Source organism: Geodermatophilus ruber (genome assembly GCF_900114385.1).
GTDB lineage: Bacteria > Actinomycetota > Actinomycetes > Mycobacteriales > Geodermatophilaceae > Geodermatophilus > Geodermatophilus ruber.
The window spans coordinates 29,781-52,873 of sequence record NZ_FOSW01000019.1; the positions used below are offsets into that span (position 1 = coordinate 29,781).

The following is a 23,093-nucleotide window of genomic DNA, read 5'->3' on the forward strand; positions in this document are numbered from 1 at the left end:
CATGAAGCGAACCGTTGCATTCGGAGCACTCTGGACCGCCTCGGCGGCCGCGGCCGTCGGGCTCGGCTTCCTCGCCGTGTCCTTCGTCGACGCCGACGCCGCACCCGGCACCGTGCCGGCCGCGGCCAGCACGTCCGCGTCCGCCCCGACCGAGGACGGATCGGCTGCGGCGCCGACGGCCACGCCCGCGCCGCCGCCCGCCGCCGTGGTGGTCCCGGAGGAGTACGCCACCGTCGGCGGCACGGTGTACGCCTCCTGCGCGGGCGGTGTCCTGCAGGTGGCCGCGGCCCCCGCCGCCGGCTGGTGGCTCGACGACCAGGACCAGCGTGGTGAGGTCGAGTTCGAGAGCCCCACCCAGAAGGTCGAGGTGCACGTCGCCTGCGCCGGCGACGTCCCGTCGTTCGTCGACGAGGGCGTGCGCTCGGACGACAACAAGCGGGAGGACTCCAGCTCCTCCTCGTCGCACAGCTCCGGCCCGGCGTCCACGGCCGGCTCGGCCCCGGTCGACGACTCCGCCGGCCGCGTCGGCGGTGGGCACGGCTCCGACGACCCGCCCGGTGACGACTCCGCGGGCCGCGTCGGCGGTGGGCACGGTTCCGACGACCCGCCCGGTGACGACTCCGCGGGCCGCGTCGGCGGTGGGCACGGTTCCGACGACCCGCCCGGGGACGACTCCGCGGGCCGCGTCGGCGACGACGACTGACTCCTGTCCTGCACCCCCCCGGCCCACCGCCGGGCTCGCCCCCCGGGCCGAGCCCGGCGGTGCCGCGAGCGGGGCCGCCGGCCCCCCGAACGGCGCCACGGACACGCTCGGCGCGGGTCCGGGAGGGCACGTGGCGGCGGTCGTCGTCCGGAGGACGACAATGCACCCCGTGCTGTTGCGGATGTCCACCCTGTTCCTGCGCACCCTGCGCGACGACCCGGCCGACGCCGAGGTCCCCAGCCACCGCCTGCTCGTGCGGGCCGGCTACATCCGGCGGGCCGCGCCCGGCGGGTTCACCTGGTTGCCGCTGGGCTACCGGGTCTTCCGCAACGTCGAGCGCGTCGTCCGCGAGGAGATGGACGCGATGGGCGCGCAGGAGGTGCACTTCCCGGCGCTGCTGCCGCGCGAGCCCTACGAGGCCACCGGCCGCTGGACCGAGTACGGCGACAACCTGTTCCGGCTGCAGGACCGCCGCGGCGTCGACCACCTGCTCGGCCCCACCCACGAGGAGATGTTCACGCTCCTGGTGAAGGACATGTACTCGTCCTACAAGGACCTGCCGGTCTCGCTGTACCAGATCCAGACCAAGTTCCGGGACGAGGCGCGGCCCCGCGCCGGCCTGCTGCGCGGCCGCGAGTTCACGATGAAGGACAGCTACTCGTTCGACGTCGACGACGCCGGTCTGGACAAGTCCTACGCGGCGCACCGCGACGCCTACATCCGGATCTTCGACCGGCTGGGCCTGGAGTACGCGATCGTCTCGGCGATGTCGGGAGCGATGGGCGGCTCCAAGAGCGAGGAGTTCCTGCACCCCACCGCGATCGGTGAGGACACCTTCGTCCGTTCGCCCGGGGGCTACGCGGCCAACGTCGAGGCGGTCACCACCGTCGTCCCCGACGAGATCCCGCTCGAGGGCCAGCCCGAGGCGCACGTCGAGGACACGCCCGACACCCCGACCATCGAGACGCTGGTCGGGGTGGCGCAGCAGCTGTTCCCGGACGCCGGCTACACCGCCGCCGACACGCTGAAGAACGTCGTCGTCCAGCTCGTGCACCCCGACGGCACGCGGGAGCCGCTGGTCATCGGCCTCCCGGGTGACCGGGAGGCCGACCTCAAGCGGCTGGAGGCGCAGCTCGCGCCGGCCGAGGTGGAGCCGTTCACCGGCTTCGACCAGCACCCGGCCCTGGTCAAGGGCTACATCGGCCCGCAGGTGCTCGGCGCCGACAGCCCGTCGGGCATCCGCTACCTGGTCGACCCGCGCGTGGTCCGCGGCACCCGCTGGATCACCGGCGCCAACGAGCCGGGCCGGCACGTGTTCGACCTCGTCGCCGGCCGGGACTTCACCTGGGACGGGGTCGTCGAGGCCGCCGAGGTGCGGCCCGGCGACCCGGCGCCCGACGGCTCCGGCCCGCTGGAGCTGGCCCGCGGCGTGGAGATCGGGCACATCTTCCAGCTGGGCCGCAAGTACGCCGAGGCGCTCGACCTCAAGGTCCTCGACGAGAACGGCAAGCTGGTCACCGTCACCATGGGCTCCTACGGCATCGGTGTCTCCCGCGCCGTCGCCGCGATCGCGGAGTCCACGCACGACGAGCTCGGCCTGCGCTGGCCGCGGGAGGTGGCCCCGGCCGACGTGCACGTGGTCGCCACCGGCAAGGACGCCGCGGTGTTCGAGACGGCCGAGGCGCTGTCCCGCGAGCTGGTCGACGCCGGGCTGACGGTGCTCTACGACGACCGGCCCAAGGTCTCGCCGGGGGTGAAGTTCAAGGACGCCGAGCTGCTCGGCATGCCGACGATCGTGACCGTCGGCCGCGGGCTGGCCGACGGCGTGATCGAGCTGCGCGACCGGGCCACCGGCGAGCGCGAGGACGTCCCGGTCGCCGACGCCACGGCTCGAGTCAGAGCGGTCGTCGGGAAGTAATCCTGTCGGCCCCGTTCAGAGGCTCGCGCCCGAGCTTGCGAGGGCGGGAGGAGGACGGGGTCCTCTTTCTGGCACAATGGTCGGTCGAACACGGCGGTGGGCGGCCCTCTCACCGTTGCCGGCCGTGTCCCTCGCTCCGCCCCGGCGTGCCCCACGCGTCCGTCCGGCGAGCTACCGACACTGCGTTCGAGGAGTACACCACCCACCGTGGCCACCAAGATCAAGCTCATGCGCCTGGGCAAGATGCGCGCGCCGTACTACCGCATCGTCGTCGCCGACGCCCGCACCAAGCGGGACGGCCGCTCGATCGAGACGATCGGCAAGTACCACCCGAAGGAGGACCCGTCCTTCATCGAGGTGAACAGCGAGCGTGCGCAATACTGGCTGGGTGTCGGCGCGCAGCCGACCGAGGCCGTCGCCGCCATCTTCCGGGTGACCGGTGACTGGCAGAAGTTCAAGGGCGAGCCGGCGCCGCCGCCCATGAAGGTCGCCGCTCCCAAGCCCGACAAGAAGGCCCTCTACGAGGAGGCCGTCCGCAACGCGGGCGAGGAGCCGGCCGCCGGCGCCACCACTCCGAAGAAGAAGGCCGCCCCGAAGGCCGACGACGCCGCTGCCGCGGACGCCGCCGCCGAGACGCCCGCCGAGTAAGACGTGCTCGAAGAGGCGCTCGAGCACCTGGTCAAGGGCATCGTCGACCACCCCGAGGACGTGACGGTCGACCTGCTCAACAGTCGGCGCGGCAAGACCCTCGAGGTCCGGGTGCACCCCGACGACCTCGGCAAGGTCATCGGCCGGGGCGGGCGCACCGCCAAGGCGCTGCGCACCGTCATGACCGGCGTCGGGGGTCGCGGCCTGCGGGTCGACGTCGTCGACACCGACGGGCGCTGAGCGCCCGGCCCGTGAACCCCTCGCACCGCTGAGCACGCCTCGTTGAGCACAGACCCGCGCAACGCCACCGACACCGTGGTGGTCGGCCGCATCGGCCGACCCCACGGTGTTCGTGGTGAGGTGACCATCGAGGTCCGCACCGACGACCCGGACCTCCGCTTCGCCCCGGGTGCGGTGCTGCTCACCGAGCCTGCCGCCCGCGGTCCGCTGACCGTCGTCGGCCGGCGGTGGCACCGCGAGGTGCTCCTGCTGCAGTTCGAGGGCTCCGGCAGTCGCGAGGACGCCGAGGAACTGCGCAACACCGAGCTGCACGTGCCGGTCGCCGACCTGCCCGCGCTCGAGGACCCCGACGTGTTCTACGACCACCAGCTGGTCGGCCTCGCCGCACGCCTGCCCGACGGCGCCCCGCTGGGCGAGATCGTCGCCGTCCGGCACGAGGGCGCGGAGCTGCTCGTCGTCCGCCGTGGGGAGGGTGGGGAGCTGCTCGTCCCGTTCGTCGCGGCGATCGTCCCCACGGTGGACCTCGCCGGGGGTTTCGTCGTCGTGGACCCGCCCGAGGGCCTGCTGGACCTGTGAGCGGCATGCGCATCGACGTCATCACGATCTTCCCCGAGTATCTGGCGCCGCTGCGCCAGTCGCTGCTGGGCAAGGCCGCCGAACGCGGCCTGGTCAGCATCGGGGTGCACGACCTGCGGCAGTGGACCGACGACGTGCACCGCACCGTCGACGACGCCCCGTACGGCGGGGGCCCCGGAATGGTCATGCGGCCCGAGCCGTGGGGACGCGCCCTGGAGGCGGTGCGACCCCCGGGGACCCGCCTGGTGGTGCCGACCCCCGCCGGGCGCCCGTTCACCCAGGCCATGGCTGCCGAGTGGGCCACCGAGCCGGGCCTGGTCTTCGCCTGCGGCCGCTACGAGGGCATCGACCAGCGCGTCGCCGACTGGGCCGCCGACGCGGGGCCGGTGTCGGAGGTCTCCATCGGTGACTACGTGCTGGCCGGCGGGGAGTCGGCCGTCCTGGTCATGGTGGAGGCGGTGACCCGGCTGCTGCCGGGCGTGGTGGGCAACCGCGAGTCCGTGGAGTTCGACTCGCACGCCGACGGGCTGCTCGAGGGGCCGTCCTACACCCGACCGGCGTCCTGGCGCGGGCACGACGTGCCGCCGGTGCTGCTCTCCGGTGACCACGCGGCGATCGCCCGGTGGCGACGGGCGGAGTCGCTGCGGCGGACGGCGGCCCGCCGCCCCGACCTCCTGGCCGCGCTGGCGGAGGGCGCGCTCACCGACGCCGAGCGGGACCAGCTCTCCGGTGGCTGACCCCCGCCCGTGGGTGAGGCCGACCGCCCGGGTGGTGGTGCTCGACCCCGACGGCCGCGCGCTGCTGCTCGGCGCCCGGCTCACCGACCCGGCGCTGCCGCCCGGGGACGTGCGGTTCTGGTACACCCCCGGCGGGGGAGTGGAGGACGGCGAGAGCGTCCGGGACGCCGCCGTCCGGGAGCTGGCCGAGGAGATCGGGCTGGTCGTGGCGCCGGCCGCGCTGGAGGGGCCGGTGTGGTTCCGGCGGCACGTCGGCACCTTCGCCGGCCTGGAGATCGACTCGCGCGAGACGTTCTTCGTGCTGCGCGACGTCGTCCACGAGGTCGATGCCCGGGGGCGCACCGAGCTGGAGCTGCTGGGCGAGGAGCCGCACCGGTGGTGGAGCGTGGCGGAGATCGCCGCCAGCGCCGTACCGTTCGCCCCGGGCGAGCTGTCCGCTCTGCTCCCGCAGCTGCTCGAGGGGCCGTGGTCAGGGCCGCCGCGCTTCGTCGGGTGAAGATGTGGCACAGTAGAGAGCTGCTGCGGACCGTCGGACCGTCGACGGGAGCTCCTCCCGGAGTGCAGCTCCCCGGATAGGACAGCCGGGGCCGCTCGCTGTCCGCACCGTGAACGACGTAACCGCTAGGACAGGACTGCCGCGATGAACACCCTGGACGTACTCGACGCCGATTCGCTGCGCGACGACATCCCCGAGTTCCGCCCCGGCGACACCGTCAAGGTGCACGTGCGCGTCATCGAGGGCAACCGCTCCCGCATCCAGGTCTTCCAGGGCGTCGTCATCCGCCGTCAGGGCGGTGGCATCCGCGAGACCTTCACCGTCCGCAAGGTCAGCTTCGGCGTCGGTGTCGAGCGCACCTTCCCGGTGCACACCCCGGTCGTCGAGAAGATCGAGGTCATGACCCGCGGTGACGTTCGCCGCGCGAAGCTGTACTACCTCCGCGAGCTGCGTGGCAAGGCCGCCAAGATCAAGGAGAAGCGCGAGACCGTTTCGCGCTGACGCGTTCGAGACCGGTGTGGCCGGTCTCACCGCGGCGGGTCTCCCGCGGCCGTAGGCTGGATCTGATGAACAGCAACCGGCCCGGGGGGCCCGCCGACGTCGTTCCGGAGGGGGACGACCCCCGTACCGCCGGGACGGCGAGCGAGGACACCGGACCCCTCCCACAGCCTTCCCGCCGCGAGCGCCGGCGCCAGCGGGCGCAGGAGCAGAAGAAGGGCTCGCTGCTCAAGGAGCTGCCCGTGCTGCTCCTGGTCGCCTTCGTCCTGGCCCTGCTGGTGAAGACCTTCCTCGTGCAGGCGTTCTTCATCCCCTCCGGGTCGATGGAGCAGACGCTGCACGGCTGCCCGGGCTGCACCGGCGACCGCGTGCTGGTCAACAAGGTGCCCTACTGGTTCGGCGAGCCCGAGCCCGGTGACATCGTCGTCTTCCGCGGACCGGACACCTGGTCGCCCGAGGTCGACGTCGCCGAGCCGAGCAACTGGTTCACCGGTGCCCTCCTGTGGCTGGGCCGGGCCGTGGGCGTCGCCCCGCCCAGCGAGGACGACTACATCAAGCGGGTCATCGCGACCGAGGGGCAGACGGTCCAGTGCTGCGACGCCGAGGGGCGGGTGAGCGTGGACGGACGGCCCCTCGACGAGCCCTACATCTTCGAGAACACGCCGCTGGAGAGCCGGGCCTTCGGTCCGGTGACGGTGCCCGAGGGCCGGCTGTGGGTCATGGGTGACCACCGGTCGGCCTCGGCGGACTCCAAGGCCCACATCGGGGACGAGTACTCCGGCACCATCGCCGTCGACGACGTCATCGGCAAGGCCGCGCTGATCGTCTGGCCGCTGGACCGGTTCGGCACCCTCGACTCCCCGGACATCCAGGGCACGGAGGCCGCGGCCGTGCCCGGCACGGACAGTGGGGGAGCGCCGCTCTCCGGCGCGGCGGCCGTGGCCGCCCCGTATGCGCTCGGGTTGGTCGGGGCGGTACCGCTCACCGTCTGGCGACGGCGACGCCGGGCGCCCTGACCTCCCGCCCCTCCCCACCTCGACCCGCACCCCTCGACCCCGGGGCGTGCGGGTCGAGGCGTTTCTGCGCCCCGCGACAATGGCGTCGCCATGTCGACAGAAATGGTCACATGACCGGCGGCGTGTTTCGTGCGTGACTCGGCTCGCCATTCCGCGCCGATTCGGGAATCCGAAGAAATCTTCGGAAAGTGTTCAAGTAACCGTCTCACCCGTCCGATGGATGGGGTGAGAGTTCCCGATCGTGTGAAACGGAGTCAGCTGTGTCTGCACCCATGGCGAGCACCGCCCGCGGCGTCACCCGCGTGCTCCTCCTCGCCGACGCCCCGGTCCTGCGTCGGGGCCTGGTGAGCATGATCAACGAGACCGCCGGCATGCAGTCGGTCGGAACCCCCGGCGAGCTGCGCCGGGCGCTCACCCTGGTCGAGACCGCCCGCCCCGACGCCGTCGTGGTCGAGCTGGGCTCCGGACGCGCCGCCACCCTCAACGCGTGCCGGGACCTGCGCCGCCGCTACCCCCGCGTGACCATCGTCGCGCTGGCCACCTCCGAGGACCCGGCGGTCGTCAACGAGGCCCTCGCCGCGGGCATCCGTGGCTACCTCATGATCAACACCTCTCCGACGCTCCTCGGCTGGGCGATCCTGGCCGCCCGGGCGGGCCGCACCGTCGTCGACCCGCAGATCCGCCGGGTCGAGCCGTCGGCCGTCCCGGCGAGCAAGCCGTTCACCCCCGAGGTGCCCCTCACGCGGCGCGAGTCGGACGTGCTGGACGAGCTGATCCAGGGCCAGTCCAACCGGCAGATCGGCCGCAACCTGTTCATCAGCGAGGACACCGTCAAGTCCCACGTGAAGGCGATCCTGCGCAAGCTGGGTGCCCGCGACCGGGCGCACGCGGTCTCGCTGGTGCTGTCCTCGCGCAACCCCGGCTGCACCTGCGGGGCGCACAGCCTTGCGTCGGCGCCCGCCGAGGTCTGAGCCTTCCCGGAACTCCGGGCCCGGTGCGGCGGCACGCCGCCGGCACCGGCGCGCGGCACGCCCGGTCGGACCATCCGCCTCCTCGGTGGTCCGCCCGGACGTCGAGCGGCCGCTAAAGGCTCGCTCCGGTCCACGGGCCGGTCCCCTCTGACCCCGGGGACCGGCCCGTGGCATGGACGCGGACCGTCGTACTGTCGGAGCGCGATGGCCGCTCGTCCCACCCGTCCCCGTCCCCGTCCCGCTCCCGCCGGGCCGGGCGCCCGGAGCCAGCCGCCCGGTGACCGCCTCGACGCCCTGTGGGACATGGAGCGCCGGCTCCGGCGCCGCGGGTTCGCAGCGATCGCCGGCGCCGACGAGGCCGGGCGGGGCGCCTGCGCCGGCCCGCTGGTGGCGGCCGCGTGCGTGCTGCCGGAGGGGCGCCGGGGGAGGGTGCCGGGCCTGGCCGACTCCAAACTGCTGACCGCGGCGAGCCGCGAGCAGGTCTACGAGGAGATCGTGGCCCGGGCGGTCTCCTGGTCGGTCGTCGTCATCCCGGTCGAGGACCTCGACGCCCGTGGCATGCACGTCACGAACATCGAGGCCCTGCGACGCGCGGTGTCCGTGCTCGACCCCGGCGCGGACTACGTCCTCACCGACGGCTTCCCGGTGCCCGGGCTGGCGCGCCCGACCCTGGCGGTGTGGAAGGGGGACCGGGTCGCCGCGTGCGTCGCCGCGGCCTCGGTGCTGGCGAAGGTCACCCGGGACCGGATCATGCTGGAGCTGCATCAGCGCTGGCCGCAGTACGACTTCGCGCTGCACAAGGGCTACATCACCGACGCGCACAGCGCCGCCCTCGACCGTCACGGGCCCTGTCCCGAGCACCGTCTGCGGTTCGTCAACGTCGCCCGCGCCCGGGACGCACACGCCGAACGGACACTCCAGCTGACCGGCTCCGCGGGCATGGTCGATGATGGGGCCATGCGCCCTGTGTCCGGAGAGCCGAGATGAGCACCGAGGACCTGGAGAAGTACGAGACCGAGATGGAGCTGCAGCTCTATCGCGAGTACCGGGACATCGTCCGCCAGTTCACCTACGTGGTCGAGACCGAGCGGCGCTTCTACCTGGCCAACTCCGTCGACCTCCAGGTCCGGGAGGCCGGCGGCGAGGTGTACTTCGAGCTGAAGCTCTCCGACGCGTGGGTCTGGGACATGTACCGGCCGGCCCGGTTCGTCCGCAACGTGCGGGTGCTGACCTTCAAGGACGTCAACGTCGAGGAGCTCGACAAGCCCGACCTCGAGCTCCCGGACGGTCCCCGGCTCTCCTGACCTGCGCGCCACGGCCGCAGGATCCCCCGGGCCCGACCCGCCGGTGCCGGCACCGTCCACAGGCGGCCGGTTGCCCACAGATCGCCCACGACGCTGGTCGGGCCGCCGCGCCCGGCGGTCGGTCGCCTGGTGCGAACGACATCCGCCCTCGGCGTCCATGGTGAACGGATCGCCGCGGCCACCGTTCCCGTGACGCTGGCCCGCACCTGGTCGGTCGGGCTGGCCGGCGTCCACGGTGCGATGGTCGAGATCGAGGTCGACCCGGCCAGGTCGGATGCTGATCCACTGACACTCATGCGCCCCCGGCTGGCGAGTACCGCCTGCAACACAGGCCACTCGAGGGGGAATATGCCCCTTGACCTGGGTTTTCTGCTTCCCGTGCCCTAATCTCGCCGCGGCGATGCGTCGGGGTTGAGCGGGGGCACCTGGGTGAGTGACGTCCGGCGGTCGTGGTGTGGCGCGCTCCGGGCCCTGCACGTCCGGCTGCTGGTGCTGCCGGTCCTGCTCGCCCTGCTGGTGGCCGTCGGCGCCATGCTCGGCTCGGCGGCCTTCGTCGGACTGCTCGGCCTGAGTCCGTCGCTCCGGCAGAGCGGCAGCGCCTGGCTCGGGCTGGGACTGCCGGCACTGGCCTCCACCGCGCTCGTGCTGGGCGGGCTGTCGGGTCTGGTGCTCGGCGCGGGCGTCGTCCACGCGGCGCCGTCCGGATTGCTGCGTGCGCTGGTGCGCACCGTCCGCCGCGCACCGGTCCTCCTGCTGACGGTTGCCGCCGCGGGCGCCGGAGTGCTCGCGCTCGTGCTGCTGGCGCCGGTGCTGGTCGTCGTGGCGCTCCTGGCCACGGCGCTGCCGCGGCGCGGTCCGCTGGTCAGGCTGCCGCGCCGGCGCACCACCGCGCTGCTCGCCCTCCCGTTCGCGCCTGCGGTCATGCTGGCCCTGCGCTGGTCCCGGGCGCTGCTCGAAGCGCTGGGGAAGGGGGGACCGAGGTCCGCCCTGCGCCGCTCGTCGGCGGCCGTGACCGCCGAGCCCCGGACCGCGGCCGCCCGCCTCGTCGCCGCGGTCGTCGCCGCCGTCGCCGGCGGATGGCTCCTGTCCGAGACGGCATCCGCCGTGGTCGACGCCGCCGGTGGCACCGCCGGGGCCGTGGCGCTCGCGGACGTGCTCGGTGTCGCCGTCGCGCTCGTCGCCGGCCTCCTCCTGCTCGGAACGATTCCCGCTGACGACGCGGCCGGGCCGTCCCACCCGGGTTCGCGGCGCCCCTGGCGGCCGCGGCCCGCGGTGGCCGGTGTCGTCGTGCTCGCCGTCGCCGCGAGCGTCGTGCTGCCCATCGGCGGCACGCCTCGGGCGTCCGCCGCCGAGCCGGTCGCCGTCGTCGACAGCGCCGCGGACGACCTGCCCGTCGATGGCAGCTGCCCCACCGGCGCGTGCACGCTGCGCCGGGCCGTGGCCGTGGCCGAGGCCGCCCGGGGCGGAGCCGTGCGCTTCGATCGCGACCTGACGATCGAGCTGGCCAAGCCGGTCGTCGCCTCCGTGCCGCTCGTGCTCGACGCCCGCGGCCACGAGGTCGTCCTGCAGGGCGCGGGCGGTCGGCTGCTCGAGCTCGGCGGGCAGGGCGAGGACCCCTGGCAGCTCATCGGCCTGGTCCTGCGCGGCGGCCGTGCCCCCACCGGGGCCGGCGGCGGCGCTGTGCTGGCCTCTCGTCCCGGAGTCGTCGTCGACAGCACGTTCATCGGCAACCGGGCCGACGGCCCGGGTGGCGCCGTCCTGAGCGAGTCAAAGCTCGTCGCCGTCGGCACGACCTTCTCGGCCGACGCCTCCGGCAGCGGCGCGGCACACGTGCAGGCGCTGTCCCTCGACGTTCTGCTCAGCACGGCCGTCGACGGCCGCGGTACCACCGCCTTCGAGTCCATCGACGGCATGGGGGCCGTGCAGTACTCGATCGTCGCCCCGGCGACCGGCAGCGCCTACGAGGGCGTCAGCAATGCCGCCTTCGCCCTGCGGACCGTCGAGGGCAGTGCGGGCAATCCCAACGTGGTGGTCGAGCGCGAGGACCTCGGGCTCACCGCACTGGGCGACCACGGCGGCACCGTCCCGACCTACGCCCTGCTGCCGACCAGCGACGCGATCGACTTCAACCGGGACGAGCGCCCCTGGCTGGAATTCCCGGTCCAGGACGCCCGCGGTGCTGTCCGGGTCATGGGGGCCCGCATCGACCCGGGCGCGGTGGAGTTCGACCCGGGGACGGCCACGACACTGACGGTCGGCGGGGTGGACGCGGACTCCTGGTCCTCATCGGCCGGCGCGCCGGTGGCGGTCGGGGTGGCGGTGCGGACGACGACCGACGGGTACGCCGCCGACGGCAAGGTCGCCCTCCAGGTGCTCGGCTCCCAGGGTGTCGTTGCCTCGACGGACCAGCAGCTGACCGACGGGAACGCGACGTGGCAGCCCGACCTGCCCGAGGGCACGTACACGCTGAACGCGTTCTATGAGCCCTCGGGCGATCTGATGTCCAGCCAGGACACCGGCACGCTGGTCGTCGGCCGCGCGCCCGACCGCCTCCTCGTCAGCGTGCCGGAGACGGTCGACACCGGGGTGCCCTACGACGTGACCGTGTCGCTGGCGGACTCGGGCGCCGCGCTCACCGGCCCCGTCACTGCGCGTGACGGCTCCAGCACGGCGACCGCCGATTTCGCCGGGAAGGCATCCGTCGTGCTGCAGCTCCGGGCGGACACGCCGGGCCCGCGCACCGTCGAGGTGAGCTGGGCCGGTGACGCCGTCCACCCGGCCGGCGGCTCCGGCAGCGCCTCGACGACGGCCTTCGACCCGAGCAGGCTGGAGCTCACCCGCGAGGGCGACCAGCTGCGCGTGCGCGTCGTGGTCGGCGGCAGCGGCGCCTCGCCCGTGGGCACGCTCACCTCCAGCGCCGGGCGGACCCTGCCGGTCGGGCCCGACGGCACGGTCGTCCACCCGCTCGGCGCCGACGTCGACGCCGGCGCGCAGCGGCTCGTTCTCGAGTACTCCGGGAACGCGTCCGTGCGCGCCGCCTCGTCCTACTACGACTACGTCGTCGGGTCCACGGAGCCCGTGCTCGAGGCCGCGACGACCGGCCAGGGCGGGACGGCGTACGGCGCGCCGGTCGCGGTCAGCGGCACGGTGCGCTCGTCCGCCGGCGTGCCGCTGGGCGGCACCGTGCGCGTCACCGGACCAGGTGCGGACGCCACTGTCGTCGTGGCTCCCGACGGCGGGTGGACGGTCCCGGTCAGTGGACCGCTGCACGTCGGAGAACACCGGTACGCCGTGGGCTTCGAGCCGGCCGAGGCCGGCCGCGTCTCCCGTGCGTCGATGACGATCCGGCACGTCGTCGACAAGGCGCCGGTCACCCTCGCCGTGTCCGTGCCCGCACGCATCGAGCACGGCGCGCCCCTGCAGGTCGGCCTGGCGCTCGGCGACACCCCGGCCGGCTCGTGGACCGCCGAGGCCGTCGTCGTGGTGGACGGCGTCGATCACCGGACGGTGCTCATCGGCTCGGACGGCACCGCGACCGCCAGCCTGACCGACCTGGACGTGGGCCGGCACACCGTCACGGCGCGGTTGGTCAGTCCCGTGCTGGCCGCCGCGACCGTCGCCGATCAGGCCGTGGAGGTCACGCCGGCGGCGACCACCCTGAGCGTCACGTCCTTCGGGCCGACCACCGGGGTGGTGCCCGGACAGCGGCTGTCGCTGCAGGCGCAGGTCGTGTCCGCGACGGGCGACGCGGTCGCGGGTGCGGTGCAGGTCGTCGACGACGGGGTGGTCGTGGCCACCTCTGCGCTGGCCGGTGGTGTGGCCTCCCTCGAGTTCCCCGCGGGCGCGCCCGGCCTCCGGCAGCTGCAGGTCCGCTACCTCGGCGACCGGCTGCATCTGCCGTCGGCCGGCGCGGCTCAGGTGCGTGTCCTCACGCCGGCCTCGGTGCAGGTCACCGACGCGCGGACGCCGTACGGCCAGGACGTCGACGTCAGGGTCACCGTGGCCGGCGATGTGCCGGGCGGGCTGGTGGAGCTCGCCGCGTCGGGCCCGGCGCTCGCGGTGCCGCGTCCGCTCGGCTCGGCACCGCTCGTGGACGGCGTCGCCGTCGTCCGGGTGTCGCAGGCGTGGTCGCTGCCGGTGGGGGACTACGTCCTCACGGCGACCTACACCGGTGACGCGGGCAACGCGCGCAGCACCGCCACGGGGACGCTGGTCGTCGAGCCGGCCGCGTCGACGGTCGAGCTGGCCGCCGAGCCCTCGCCCGTCGAGGGCCCGGTGCGGGTCCGGGTCGCGGTCCGTGCGCCGCTGCCGATCGGCGGCACCGCATCGTGGCGCCTGATCCGTTCGGAGAGCACGCCGGGGACCGCGTACGCCAGCGGTACCGCGACGCTGGGGCCGGGCGGCGTCGCCTACCTCGCCCTCGCCCTGGCGCCGGGCCGCAGCGAGCTCGAGGTCACCTGGTCGGGTCAGGCCGACGTGGCCGGCAGCACGGCGTCGCTCGTGCTCGAGGCCGGCCGCCTGCCCGTTTCCCTGTCCGCACCGGCGACCTCGGCGTACGGGGAAGGCGTCCGGCTCGTGGCGTCGGTGCCGACGCAGCCGTTCGGCTACCCGCCCGGCGCGACCGTCGGCTTCTCCGTCGACGGCGCTCTCGCGGCCACCGTCCCCCTCGGTGCCGACGGACGCGCTGTCGCGACGCTGCTCACCGACCTCGAGCCCGGGGTGCACACGCTCACCGCCGTCTACGACGACGGCCCGGGTGCGGCGCCGCGCACATCGGCGCCGGTCCTTCTCACGGTGCTGCCGGCCGAGAGCAGTCCCGTCGTGGCCTCGACGGGCCCGCAGACCAGCGCCGGGAACTCCGCCTTCTCCGTCCGCGCGGCGGTCCCGGGCACCGCCACGTGCACCGGGACGGGTGTCGCCACGCCGGCCGTCCTGCGGACCGGCCCGGACGGGGCCCAGGGCGTCCTGCGCTGGCTGCGCCCCGGCGGTGCGCTGATCGCCTGCGCCTTCGTCCCGGACGACACGACGCGCTACCGCGGCGCGACCGACACCCTCTACGTCGACGTCGCTCGCGCCCAGCCGGTGCTGCGCGCAGTCACGACCCAGGCCTCCACAGGTCTGCGCACCACCTTCGCCTTCACGGCGGAGCCCGCCGCGGACAACGCCGGAAATCCGCTGGACCTGCCGATCGTCGTCCGCGGCGCGGACGGTCGTGAGCTGTGCCGCACCCATGTCTCCACCGGCCGGTGCGAGCTCGACATCGCCTCCGCCCCACCGGGCGACCTGCGGCTGACCCTGCAGGCCGACGGGACCCCGTGGTTCGCCGACGCCGCCGAGGAGGTCGTGCTGCGCCTGCTGCCCGGCGAACGGCCGCTCCAGGTCGCGCTGCGCCCCGTCGGCGGCTCGGCCGTCAGCGGGGGCGCCGTCCTCGTCGAGATCGGTGTCGCGCAGGCGGCCCGCAACCAGCTGGGCAGACTCGCCGTCACCCTCACCGATGCGTCGGGACGATCCCGCGAGGTCTGCGCCGGGCAGTGGGCGGACCTGCCGGGCTCGGACACGCTCGGTGGGGGCCAGGTCGCCCGCTGCACGCTCGTGCCCGGCGAAGGCGGGCCCGACCGCCTCGCGGCCGAGTCCGGCCGGCTCGCGGTCGCCGTCACCCGCAGCGGCGGTGCCTTCACCGACGCCGTGGCCGCTGTGCCGCTCGACGTCACCGGGTGCGTCCCGATCCCTGAGGACCCGGCCGACCGCCGGTGGTTCCTGTTCGTCACCGGCACGCGGTGCGGCGGCCCCGACCACGGCACACCGCCGGGTGTGGTGCTCGGCTCGACGGTCGAGCTGCAGGTCGGGCTCGGCGTCGTCGACGGCGTGCGCCAGGGGCTGCTCGGCTGGACCGACGGCGCCGCGGCCGAGCGCACGCGCAGCCTGGTCGTCCAGGCGACCGGACTGCCCCGGCCGGTGGTGGACGTTCTCTGCGGCACCGTGGAGGTCGTCGTCGACGGCCCCTTCGAGGTGGACGTGACGTCGAGCGCGAACGCGTCGTGCGCCGCCGCCCCGCAGCGCACACCGCTGCCGGCCGGCGGCGGCCACCGGCTGGTGGTGCAGCGCCCGCTCTACGAGTTCGTCACCGTGGCCGTGCGGGGCCCGGGCGCCGATCGCGCGGAGGTGGAAGCGATCGGCCTGGCCCCCAGCTCGCGGTACTTCCTGAGCGACCGGCTGGTCCTGCGGGCCGCCAGCTCCCGGTGCTCGCACCCGGAGGTCACGGTCACGGGACTGACGGACACTGCCCGGGCCGGACTGGCCGACGATCGGCTGTCGGTCCGGAACCTGACCGAGCCGGACTGCACGGACATCCTCGGCAAGCCCGGCTTCCGCCCTGGCTCGGTGCTGCGCTTCGCCGCGCCCGATGGGCCCTACGCGCTCGGCTTCCGCTCGGTCGGGGGCTTTCCCACGCACCGCGCCGTACGCCTCGCAGAGGATCCGGCGCGCCGGCTGTCCTACACCGTCGGGGAGCTCGGCCTCCCCATCGAGGTCCTGCTCGCGGACTGTCGCCGGGTCGAGCTGACGGTGCGGGCGTTCCGCCCCACCGACGTCCTCGGACGGACCCCGTCCGTGCCCCGGGTCGACATCAGGAGCGATTACGCGCGGGACACCGCCTGCGGGCTGCTCGGTCCGGAATGGTTCGAACGCGGCAGCACCGTCCAGGGCACCGTCCCGCTGGAGGGCTTCAGCGCCGTGCTGTGGCCGTACGGTCGCGTGCCCGCCTCGGCGCGGTTCGGCCAAGTCGTGGAGGTGGTCGCCGACGACCTCGAGCCCGCCGTCGAGGGCGTGCTCGTGCCCGCGGGCTGCTACCGGCTGCCGCAGGCGGTGGCCCACGAGCCCGGCCTGGGGGAGTTGCGCGTCGGGCTCATCACCCCTCAAGGGCTGTGCCCGAGTGGCTGGGCGCCGTTCAACGACAACGGGGTGGACCCGGCCGTGACGCCGACGCTGGCCGTCTCGTCCACCGCGCCGGCGGACTGGCTCGTCGGCTGGACGGTCGCACACCCGTCCGACGCTCGCGGCACCTTCGCCGCGAGCGGGCACGAGGCCGCGCTCACGTGGGCGAACAGGGACGTCCAGCCGGTGGCGCACCGCTGCTACGCCGTCGATCTCGTCGTCGCGATCGAGGACTCCGACGGCACTGTGGAAACCGTCCGCGGTCCGGCGGCCGACGCGTACTTCCGCGACCCCGCACACCGGGAGTGCGCGTACAGCAGCGCGCTGTACGACTCGACGCAGCCCCTGCTGTGGGCGCCGAGGTCCGGCGGCTACCTGAGCTTCGCGCGCTGGGAGCTCAAGGGTGGCGGGACCGACGTGGAGGGCAACGGCCTGCGGGTCGTCCCCGGCGGCACGACGTCGACGGTGCCGCAGGTCGTCGCTGTCTTCGACCGCGTCTGCCACACGCTGACCGTCAACGGCGACACCCCCATCTACGTGAACCCGGCGCCGAACTGCGGTCACGACGACGCCGGCATGCCGCGCTACCGCCCGAACACCGCGGTGATGCTGTCCGCGCCGGAGCGCGACGGCCACACCAGGGTCGGCTGGGAGATCAACGGCAAGCAGACCTGGGAAACCGGCGACATCACGATCTCGATGGACAGCCCGCAGACGGCGATCTACCACTACCAGGAGCGGTCCGAGGGCTTCATGGAGACGGTCCTCGGCGTCCTGGAGGAGGTCGCGGTCCGAGCCGTGGGCGCGGTGGCCGCCGTGGTCACCGGCTACGTCAACTACAAGGTGCTGGGCAAGCTCCGGCTCGCCATCACCGCGCTGCAGTACGTCAACGAGGGCCTTGGCCACCTCGGCGTCGACGCCGGCCCCTGGGAGGACTACCTCCGCTACGCCCAGGAGACCATCGACTACGGCATGGCGGGGCTCGAGTGCCTCATGGACACCTCCGACTCCTCCGGCACCGTGCGGTCCCTGCGCGACGTCGCCGTGGCGGGGGTCAACGCCGCCGACGCTGCGTCGGCGGCGTACGGCGGAGGGGACCGGTTCGTCGCCGGAGTCAGGCTGGGTGGCGCCGGTTACGGGATCGGCAGCGGAGGTGTCACCATCGGTGGGCAGGCCGGGTCGGTGGGGTCCGAGCGCGAGAGCTTCGGCGACGGCTCGGAGCTCACCGCCTGCATCGGTGGCCGCGCGCCGAGCTACATGAAATGAGTCGCGCGTCGAGGCCCGGCCCTCGTCGCAGGCGGGCATCCCCGTGACGGACGCTCGCTGAGGACATCCCGTCACGGGTGTCGCAGTACATGCCGGACCGATGTCGCGCGCCATCCCGGACGTTCGGGCGCAAGAAGGGTGGCCGTCCACAGGGCATCCGCCGGTCCACAGATCGGCGGATGCCCTGGTTCCCGTCGCCGTGGGGCGGGACGGTCGTCCGGTGTCCACGACCACGGAACTCGGCGACCACGGCGAGCGCATCGCCGTCGCCTATCTGACCGACGTCGGCCTACGGGTGCTCGACCGCAACTGGCGCTGCCGGGAGGGCGAGCTCGACATCGTGGCCCGGGACGGCGACGCCCTGGTCTTCTGCGAGGTCAAGACCCGTCGCGGCGTCGGGTTCGGCCACCCGGTCGAGGCGGTCACCCACACCAAGCAGCGTCGCCTGCGCACGCTGGCGCAGCGGTGGCTCGCCGCCCACGACGAGCACGCCCCCGAGCTGCGGTTCGACGTGGTCGGAGTGCTCGTTCGGCCGTCCCGCCCGGCGCTGGTCACGCACCTGCGGGCGGCGTTCCTGTGACGCTCGCTCGCACCTGGTCGGTGGGCCTGGCCGGCGTGCAGGGGGCCATGGTGGAGGTCGAGGTCGACCTGGCCGCCGGTCTGCCCCAGGTGGTGCTGGTCGGCCTGCCCGACGCGGTGGTGCGCCAGTCGGTCGACCGGGTGCGCGCCGCCGTGGTGAACGCCGGAGCCACGTTCCCGCAGCGCCGGATCACCATCGGGCTGTCGCCTGCGTCGATGCCCAAGCAGGGGAGTGGCTTCGACCTCGCGCTGGCTGCCGCGATCCTCGCAGCGGTCGGGACGGTGCCCCGCCGGTCGGTCGACCGGCTCGTGCTCCTGGGTGAGTTGGGCCTCGACGGCTCGCTCCGCGGCATCCGCGGTGTCCTGCCGGCGGTCCTGGCCGTGGCGCGGGCGGGCTTCGCGCAGGTCGTCGTCCCTGCGGCCAACGCCGACGAGGCGGCGCTCGTCGAGGGTGTGGAGGTCCTGGCCGCCGGCACGCTGGGGGAGGTGGTCGGCCACCTCACGGGCAAGGCGCCCCTCGCGCGGCACGTCCGCGGGCCGTTGCCTCCGGCCCCTCCGGTGCCCGACCTCGGTGACGTCGTCGGGCAGGCGTCCGGACGGCGGGCCGTCGAGGTGGCCGCGGCCGGCGGCCACCACCTGTTCCTCACCGGCCCACCAGGGGCGGGAAAGACGATGCTGGCCGAGCGGCTGCCCGGGCTGCTGCCGCCGCTGGACGAGCAGGCGGCGCTGGAGGTGACCGCCATCCATTCCGTGGCCGGCACCCTGCCGCCCGAGGCGCCGCTGGTCACCCGGCCTACGTTCGAGTCACCGCACCACTCGGCCACGCTGGCGGCGCTCATCGGTGGCGGCTCCGGCCAGATCCGGCCGGGGGCTCTGTGCCGGGCCCACCGCGGCGTGCTCTTCATCGACGAGGCGCCGGAATTCCCCCGCGCGGTGCTCGACACGCTCCGCCAGCCGCTGGAGCGCGGCCAGGTGACCATCCAGCGGGCCGCGGGCTCGGCGACCTTTCCGTGCCGGGCGCAGCTGGTGCTCGCCGCCAACCCGTGCCCGTGCGCGAGCGCGGCCGGCGACACGGCCTGCACGTGCAGCCCGCTGGAGCGCCGGCGCTACCAGTCGAGGCTGTCGGGGCCGCTGCTGGACCGCATCGACCTGCGGGTGAACCTCCCTGCAGTCACCCGGGCGGCGTGGCTGGACGGCATGGGCGCGCCGGAGCCCACCGCCGTCGTCGCCGGTCGGGTCCTGGCCGCCCGGGCCATCGCGGCGCAGCGGCTGGCCGGAACCGGGCTGTCGGTGAACAGCCAGGTGCCCGGCCGTCTCCTCCGCGAGCGCTGGCCGGTGCCCCGGGCCTCGCTGCAGCTGGCCGAGCGGGCCCTGGAGCGGGGGGTGCTGTCGGTGCGGGGGTTCGACCGGGTGCTGCGCGTGGCCTGGACCCTGGCCGACCTCGCGGGGCGCACCGTTCCCGGCGACGACGAGGTGGCCGAGGCGCTCGGCATGCGTCTGCAGCGGGCCGCGGCATGACGCTGGACGAGGATCTCGAAGAGGCGGCCGGTGCGGTCGTGACCGACGGGACCGTGCATCCGGGGGTGCGCCGGGCGCGCGCCTGGCTCAGCCGGGTGACCGAGCCCGGGACGGTCGACTTCTGGCGCTTCGTCGACGACGTAGGACCGGTGGACGCCGTCCGGCAGCTGCGCTCGGGCAGGGCGCCCGAACGCATCCGGTCGCTCGCCGGCGCCCGCGCCGCGCAGGACGAGACCCTGGCGGACCTGCGGCGCGCCGAGCGGTGCGACGCCCGGCTGGTGATCCCCGAGGACGACGAGTGGCCCGCGCTGCCGCTGCACGCGCTCACCGTGGCGGTGGCCGACGAGCCCGACGATCACCGACGCCAGTCCGAGCGGACGAGGGCGCCCGTGCCGCCGCTCGCATTGTGGGTGCGCGGCCCGGCCCGGCTCGACGAACTGGCCGACCGCTCGGTCGCGGTGGTCGGTTCCCGGGCGTCCACCGCCTACGGGGAACACGTCGCCGCCGAGCTGGGACACCAGCTGGGGGAGCGAGGCTGGACGGTGATCTCGGGTGGAGCATTCGGCATCGACGCGGCCGCCCACCGGGGTGCTCTCGCCGCCGGGGGCCCGACGATCGCGGTGCTCGCCTGCGGCGTGGATCGGCCCTACCCGGCGGGGCACGGGGCGCTGCTCCACCGCATCGCGGAGGAGGGGCTGCTCGTCAGCGAGTGGCCCCCGGGGGCGGCCCCGCACAGGCATCGCTTCCTGGTGCGGAACCGGCTGATCGCCGGCCTCACCCGGGGCACCGTCGTGGTCGAGGCGGCGGCCCGCTCCGGCGCGCTGGCCACCGCCCGCCGCGCCAAGCGGCTGAGCCGGCCGGTGATGGTCGTCCCGGGTCCGGTGACGTCCGCCCTGTCGGTGGGCTGCCACGAGCTGCTGCGGGAGGCCGAGCTGGGGGCGGTGCTGGTCGACGGTGCCGCGCACGTCCTCGAGGAGGTCGGTCGCCTGGGCGCCGACCTCGCCGACGTACCGGAGCGCCCATCGGGGCCCCGGGACGGGCTCTCCGACCTCGCCGGCCGGGTCCTCGACGCCTGCCCGGTGCGGGTCGGGGTGAGCCCCGAGCGGCTGGCGTCGATCGCCGGGTGCGAGGTTCTCGACGTGCTCCGGGTGCTCCCCGCGCTGGAGCTGGCCGACCTCGTCCAGTGGACCGGCACCGGCTGGCGGCTGACCCCGCCGCCGGAGGAACCCCCGCGGGCCGGGCGCTGAGCCGATCCGTTCCGGCGCGGGACGGTTCCGGTCGGCGCGGCGGCTTGACCGTCGGCGGGCGCCGTCGGACCGTTCCTGCGTGACCGCCCGGACAGCCGATGCGCGCGCCGCGCTGCCGTCGCCGCTGGCCGAGGCGCTGGCCGGGTACGAGGACCACCTGCGCGCGCAGCGGGACCTGTCCGCGCACACCGTCCGCGGCTACGTCGGTGACGCCGTCTGGCTCCTGGACCACCTGGCCCGGCGCGGCGGCACCCGGGTCGACGACCTGGATCTCGCCACGCTGCGCAGCTGGCTGGCCCAGGGGCGCACCCGGGGCGCGAGCCGCGCCACGACCGCCCGGCGGGCGGCAGCGGCCCGGTCGTTGACCGGCTGGCTCCGCCGGGCCGGCCTCATCCCCGAGGACGTCGGCCTGCGGCTGGTCAGTCCCAAGGCCCACCGCACGCTCCCCGACGTCCTGGCCCCCGACCAGGCGCGGGCGGCGGTCGAGTCGGCGGCCGGGGCGGAGGAACCGGTCGGGCTGCGCGACGCCGTCGTCCTCGAGCTGCTCTACGCCAGCGGCATCCGGGTGAGCGAGCTCGTCGGGCTCGACGTCGACGACGTCGACCGCGGGCGCCGTCTGCTGCGCGTCCTCGGCAAGGGCCGCAAGGAGCGCAGCGTGCCCTACGGCGCACCCGCCGAGCGGGCCCTGGATGCCTGGCTCACCCGGGGGCGGCCGGCGCTGGCCACCGGCGAGTCGGGACCGGCCCTGCTGCTCGGGGTGCGCGGGCGGCGGCTGGACGCCCGGGAGGCGCGCCGGACGGTGCACGCCGCGATCCCGCCGGGCGCCCCCGACATCGGGCCGCACGGCCTGCGGCACTCCGCCGCCACCCACGTGCTCGAAGGGGGCGCCGACCTGCGTTCGGTCCAGGAGCTGCTCGGCCACGCCAGCCTCGCGACGACCCAGATCTACACGCACGTGACGGTCGAGCGGCTGCGGGCGGTTCACGCACAAGCACACCCCCGGGCTTGACACTGCCGCGCGCCTGCCGAAACGACAACCGCGATCCACTCACGGTCCGGCGACGCCCGGACCACGACCAGGCGGGAGCTCACACCGTGCCTGAGGCGACCATCCACCAGCTCCACACGTCCGAGGACAACGTCGACGCGACACCGGCCGACCTGTGGGAGCAGTACGTCGCCGACCGCGACCCGGCGCTCCGCGACCGCCTGATCCTCCACTACGCACCCCTGGTCAAGTACGTCGCCGGCCGCGTCGGCAGCGGGCTGCCGGCGCACGTGGAGCAGGCGGACCTGGTGTCGTACGGGACCTTCGGGCTCATCGACGCGATCACCCGCTACCAGCCCTCGCGGGAGGTCAAGTTCGAGAGCTACGCGATGGCGCGCATCCGCGGCGCGATCATCGACGAGCTGCGCAGCACCGACTGGATCCCGCGGTCGGTGCGGATGAAGGCCCGCCAGTTCGAGCGCACCGTCGCCGCCCTCGAGAGCACGCTGCAGCGCAGCCCCACCGAGGAGGAGGTGGCCACCGAGATGGGGATGGACGTCGAGGACGTCCGCAAGTTCCTCGGCCAGCTCTCCCTGGTCAACGTCGTGGCCCTCGACGAGCTGCTCTCCGACGACGAGGGCGGCGCCCCCCGCCTGGTCGACACGCTGCAGGACTCCAGCGCCCTCGACCCGCAGGCCATGGCCGAGCACGGCGAGGCGCGGCAGCTGCTGGCCCGCGCGGTGGAGCAGCTGCCCGAGCGGGAGAAGGTGGTCGTCAGCCTCTACTACTTCGAGGGCCTCACCCTGGCCGACATCGGCCGGGTGCTGGGCGTGACCGAGAGCCGCATCTGCCAACTGCACACCAAGGCCGTCCTGCACCTGCGGACCAAGCTCGCCGACATCGCTTGAGAAGGCCCCGCCGCGGTCACCCTGGCGCCGCCGGGCCGAGGGGGAGCAGGCGCACCTGTGGCGGGCGCAGCAGCGCCAGCGGGTCCAGGTAGACCTCCCCGCGGCGCAGCCCCCAGTGCAGGCAGGCCTCCACGGGGCAGCCCGCATGCCCGGCAGCCAGCACGCCGACGGGGAAGCCGCGCCTGACCGCCTGGCCGGCCCCCACGGAGGGCGTGACGGGTTCGTACGTCGTCCGCAGCCCGCCGGCGTGGTCGACGCTCACCACGGGGCGGCCGGCCACCATCCCGGCGAAGGCGACCACCCCGTCGCCGGCAGCGAGCACCGGGGAGCCGGCGCCGCCGGCGAGGTCCGCGCCGCGGTGCCCGGCGGCGTAGGGGCCGGGCGGGGGCTCGAAGGTCCGGGTCACCGCGCCGTCCACGGGCCGCACCCACAGCGACCCCGCCGGCGGTGGGGCGGCCGGTTCGGCGACCGCGGACGTCGGGCCGAGCAGCCCCACGGTGGTCAGGAGCAGGGCGAGGACGGTCCGCGTGCGCACCGGCCCAGCCTG

19 protein-coding genes are annotated in these 23,093 nt (G+C 74.7%); 18 read left to right on the forward strand and 1 reads right to left on the reverse strand.

Annotated features, from left to right (window positions below):
* Window position 1 precedes the first annotated feature (1 nt).
* The 18 genes from BMZ50_RS21905 to whiG all read left to right on the forward strand — a co-directional run bounded on the left by BMZ50_RS21905 (window position 2) and on the right by whiG (window position 22,546).
* The gene (locus tag BMZ50_RS21905) at window positions 2-703 is read left to right on the forward strand and encodes a hypothetical protein (protein WP_091329501.1); all 702 of its coding nucleotides are present in this window, start codon (window positions 2-4) and stop codon (window positions 701-703) included.
* A gap of 169 nt (window positions 704-872) precedes the next feature.
* Window positions 873-2,621: a proline--tRNA ligase gene (locus BMZ50_RS21910; protein WP_091329608.1), complete on the forward strand. Its 1,749-nt coding sequence runs from the start codon at window positions 873-875 to the stop codon at window positions 2,619-2,621.
* 207 nt (window positions 2,622-2,828) lie between these two features.
* Window positions 2,829-3,269 (forward strand): 30S ribosomal protein S16, encoded by a 441-nt coding sequence (gene rpsP, locus BMZ50_RS21915; protein WP_091329502.1) that lies wholly within the window; start codon window positions 2,829-2,831, stop codon window positions 3,267-3,269.
* Between the two features lie 3 nt (window positions 3,270-3,272).
* On the forward strand, window positions 3,273-3,509 hold the full coding sequence (locus BMZ50_RS21920) for an RNA-binding protein (protein ID WP_091329504.1): 237 nt from the start codon (window positions 3,273-3,275) through the stop codon (window positions 3,507-3,509).
* Window positions 3,510-3,551: 42 nt separating this feature from the next.
* Complete coding sequence (gene rimM, locus BMZ50_RS21925) at window positions 3,552-4,085, forward strand: ribosome maturation factor RimM (protein WP_091329506.1); 534 nt, start codon at window positions 3,552-3,554, stop codon at window positions 4,083-4,085.
* A 5-nt stretch (window positions 4,086-4,090) separates the two neighbouring features.
* A complete protein-coding gene (trmD, locus tag BMZ50_RS21930; RefSeq protein WP_091329609.1) occupies window positions 4,091-4,822 on the forward strand; it encodes a tRNA (guanosine(37)-N1)-methyltransferase TrmD in 732 nt (243 codons plus the stop codon).
* Window positions 4,815-5,318, forward strand: a complete 504-nt coding sequence (locus BMZ50_RS21935; protein ID WP_091329508.1) for an NUDIX hydrolase — start codon at window positions 4,815-4,817, stop codon at window positions 5,316-5,318. The genes trmD and BMZ50_RS21935 overlap by 8 nt, the downstream gene beginning before the upstream one ends.
* A gap of 144 nt (window positions 5,319-5,462) precedes the next feature.
* Window positions 5,463-5,819: a 50S ribosomal protein L19 gene (gene rplS / locus BMZ50_RS21940; protein ID WP_091329511.1), complete on the forward strand. Its 357-nt coding sequence runs from the start codon at window positions 5,463-5,465 to the stop codon at window positions 5,817-5,819.
* A gap of 65 nt (window positions 5,820-5,884) precedes the next feature.
* Window positions 5,885-6,832 (forward strand): signal peptidase I, encoded by a 948-nt coding sequence (lepB, locus tag BMZ50_RS21945; RefSeq protein WP_091329513.1) that lies wholly within the window; start codon window positions 5,885-5,887, stop codon window positions 6,830-6,832.
* A 260-nt stretch (window positions 6,833-7,092) separates the two neighbouring features.
* On the forward strand, window positions 7,093-7,803 hold the full coding sequence (locus tag BMZ50_RS21950) for a LuxR C-terminal-related transcriptional regulator (protein WP_177212936.1): 711 nt from the start codon (window positions 7,093-7,095) through the stop codon (window positions 7,801-7,803).
* 303 nt (window positions 7,804-8,106) lie between these two features.
* The gene (locus tag BMZ50_RS21955) at window positions 8,107-8,790 is read left to right on the forward strand and encodes a ribonuclease HII (RefSeq protein ID WP_245753800.1); all 684 of its coding nucleotides are present in this window, start codon (window positions 8,107-8,109) and stop codon (window positions 8,788-8,790) included.
* Window positions 8,787-9,107: a DUF2469 domain-containing protein gene (locus BMZ50_RS21960; protein ID WP_091329519.1), complete on the forward strand. Its 321-nt coding sequence runs from the start codon at window positions 8,787-8,789 to the stop codon at window positions 9,105-9,107. Before BMZ50_RS21955 ends, BMZ50_RS21960 begins: the two co-directional genes overlap by 4 nt.
* 429 nt (window positions 9,108-9,536) lie before the next feature.
* Window positions 9,537-17,306 carry an Ig-like domain-containing protein gene (locus tag BMZ50_RS21970; RefSeq protein WP_091329523.1) on the forward strand — a complete coding sequence of 2,590 codons (7,770 nt, stop codon included), beginning with the start codon at window positions 9,537-9,539 and terminating at the stop codon, window positions 17,304-17,306.
* A 220-nt stretch (window positions 17,307-17,526) separates the two neighbouring features.
* Complete coding sequence (locus BMZ50_RS21975; RefSeq protein ID WP_245753801.1) at window positions 17,527-17,886, forward strand: YraN family protein; 360 nt, start codon at window positions 17,527-17,529, stop codon at window positions 17,884-17,886.
* Window positions 17,883-19,403 carry a YifB family Mg chelatase-like AAA ATPase gene (locus BMZ50_RS21980; protein WP_091329527.1) on the forward strand — a complete coding sequence of 507 codons (1,521 nt, stop codon included), beginning with the start codon at window positions 17,883-17,885 and terminating at the stop codon, window positions 19,401-19,403. Before BMZ50_RS21975 ends, BMZ50_RS21980 begins: the two co-directional genes overlap by 4 nt.
* On the forward strand, window positions 19,400-20,650 hold the full coding sequence (gene dprA, locus BMZ50_RS21985) for a DNA-processing protein DprA (RefSeq protein ID WP_091329529.1): 1,251 nt from the start codon (window positions 19,400-19,402) through the stop codon (window positions 20,648-20,650). Before BMZ50_RS21980 ends, dprA begins: the two co-directional genes overlap by 4 nt.
* Window positions 20,651-20,729: 79 nt before the next feature.
* Window positions 20,730-21,659: a tyrosine recombinase XerC gene (locus BMZ50_RS21990; protein ID WP_091329532.1), complete on the forward strand. Its 930-nt coding sequence runs from the start codon at window positions 20,730-20,732 to the stop codon at window positions 21,657-21,659.
* A gap of 86 nt (window positions 21,660-21,745) precedes the next feature.
* Window positions 21,746-22,546, forward strand: coding sequence for an RNA polymerase sigma factor WhiG (gene whiG, locus BMZ50_RS21995; RefSeq protein WP_091329534.1), 801 nt, complete (start codon window positions 21,746-21,748; stop codon window positions 22,544-22,546).
* A 16-nt stretch (window positions 22,547-22,562) separates the two neighbouring features.
* On the opposite strand, the gene BMZ50_RS24885 is transcribed toward whiG, so the two are convergent.
* Window positions 22,563-23,081 carry a M23 family metallopeptidase gene (locus BMZ50_RS24885; protein ID WP_245753802.1) on the reverse strand — a complete coding sequence of 173 codons (519 nt, stop codon included), beginning with the start codon at window positions 23,079-23,081 and terminating at the stop codon, window positions 22,563-22,565.
* Window positions 23,082-23,093 lie beyond the last annotated feature (12 nt).

What these genes read in the sequence shown, in the direction of transcription:
- trmD (WP_091329609.1), top strand. Translation starts at nt 4,091, where the DNA reads ATGCGCATCGACGTCATCACGATCTTCCCCGAGTATCTGGCGCCGCTG.
- BMZ50_RS21960 (WP_091329519.1), top strand. Translation starts at nt 8,787, where the DNA reads ATGAGCACCGAGGACCTGGAGAAGTACGAGACCGAGATGGAGCTGCAG.
- dprA (WP_091329529.1), top strand. Translation starts at nt 19,400, where the DNA reads ATGACGCTGGACGAGGATCTCGAAGAGGCGGCCGGTGCGGTCGTGACC.
- BMZ50_RS21905 (WP_091329501.1), top strand. Translation starts at nt 2, where the DNA reads ATGAAGCGAACCGTTGCATTCGGAGCACTCTGGACCGCCTCGGCGGCC.
- lepB (WP_091329513.1), top strand. Translation starts at nt 5,885, where the DNA reads ATGAACAGCAACCGGCCCGGGGGGCCCGCCGACGTCGTTCCGGAGGGG.
- BMZ50_RS21955 (WP_245753800.1), top strand. Translation starts at nt 8,107, where the DNA reads ATGGAGCGCCGGCTCCGGCGCCGCGGGTTCGCAGCGATCGCCGGCGCC.
- rplS (WP_091329511.1), top strand. Translation starts at nt 5,463, where the DNA reads ATGAACACCCTGGACGTACTCGACGCCGATTCGCTGCGCGACGACATC.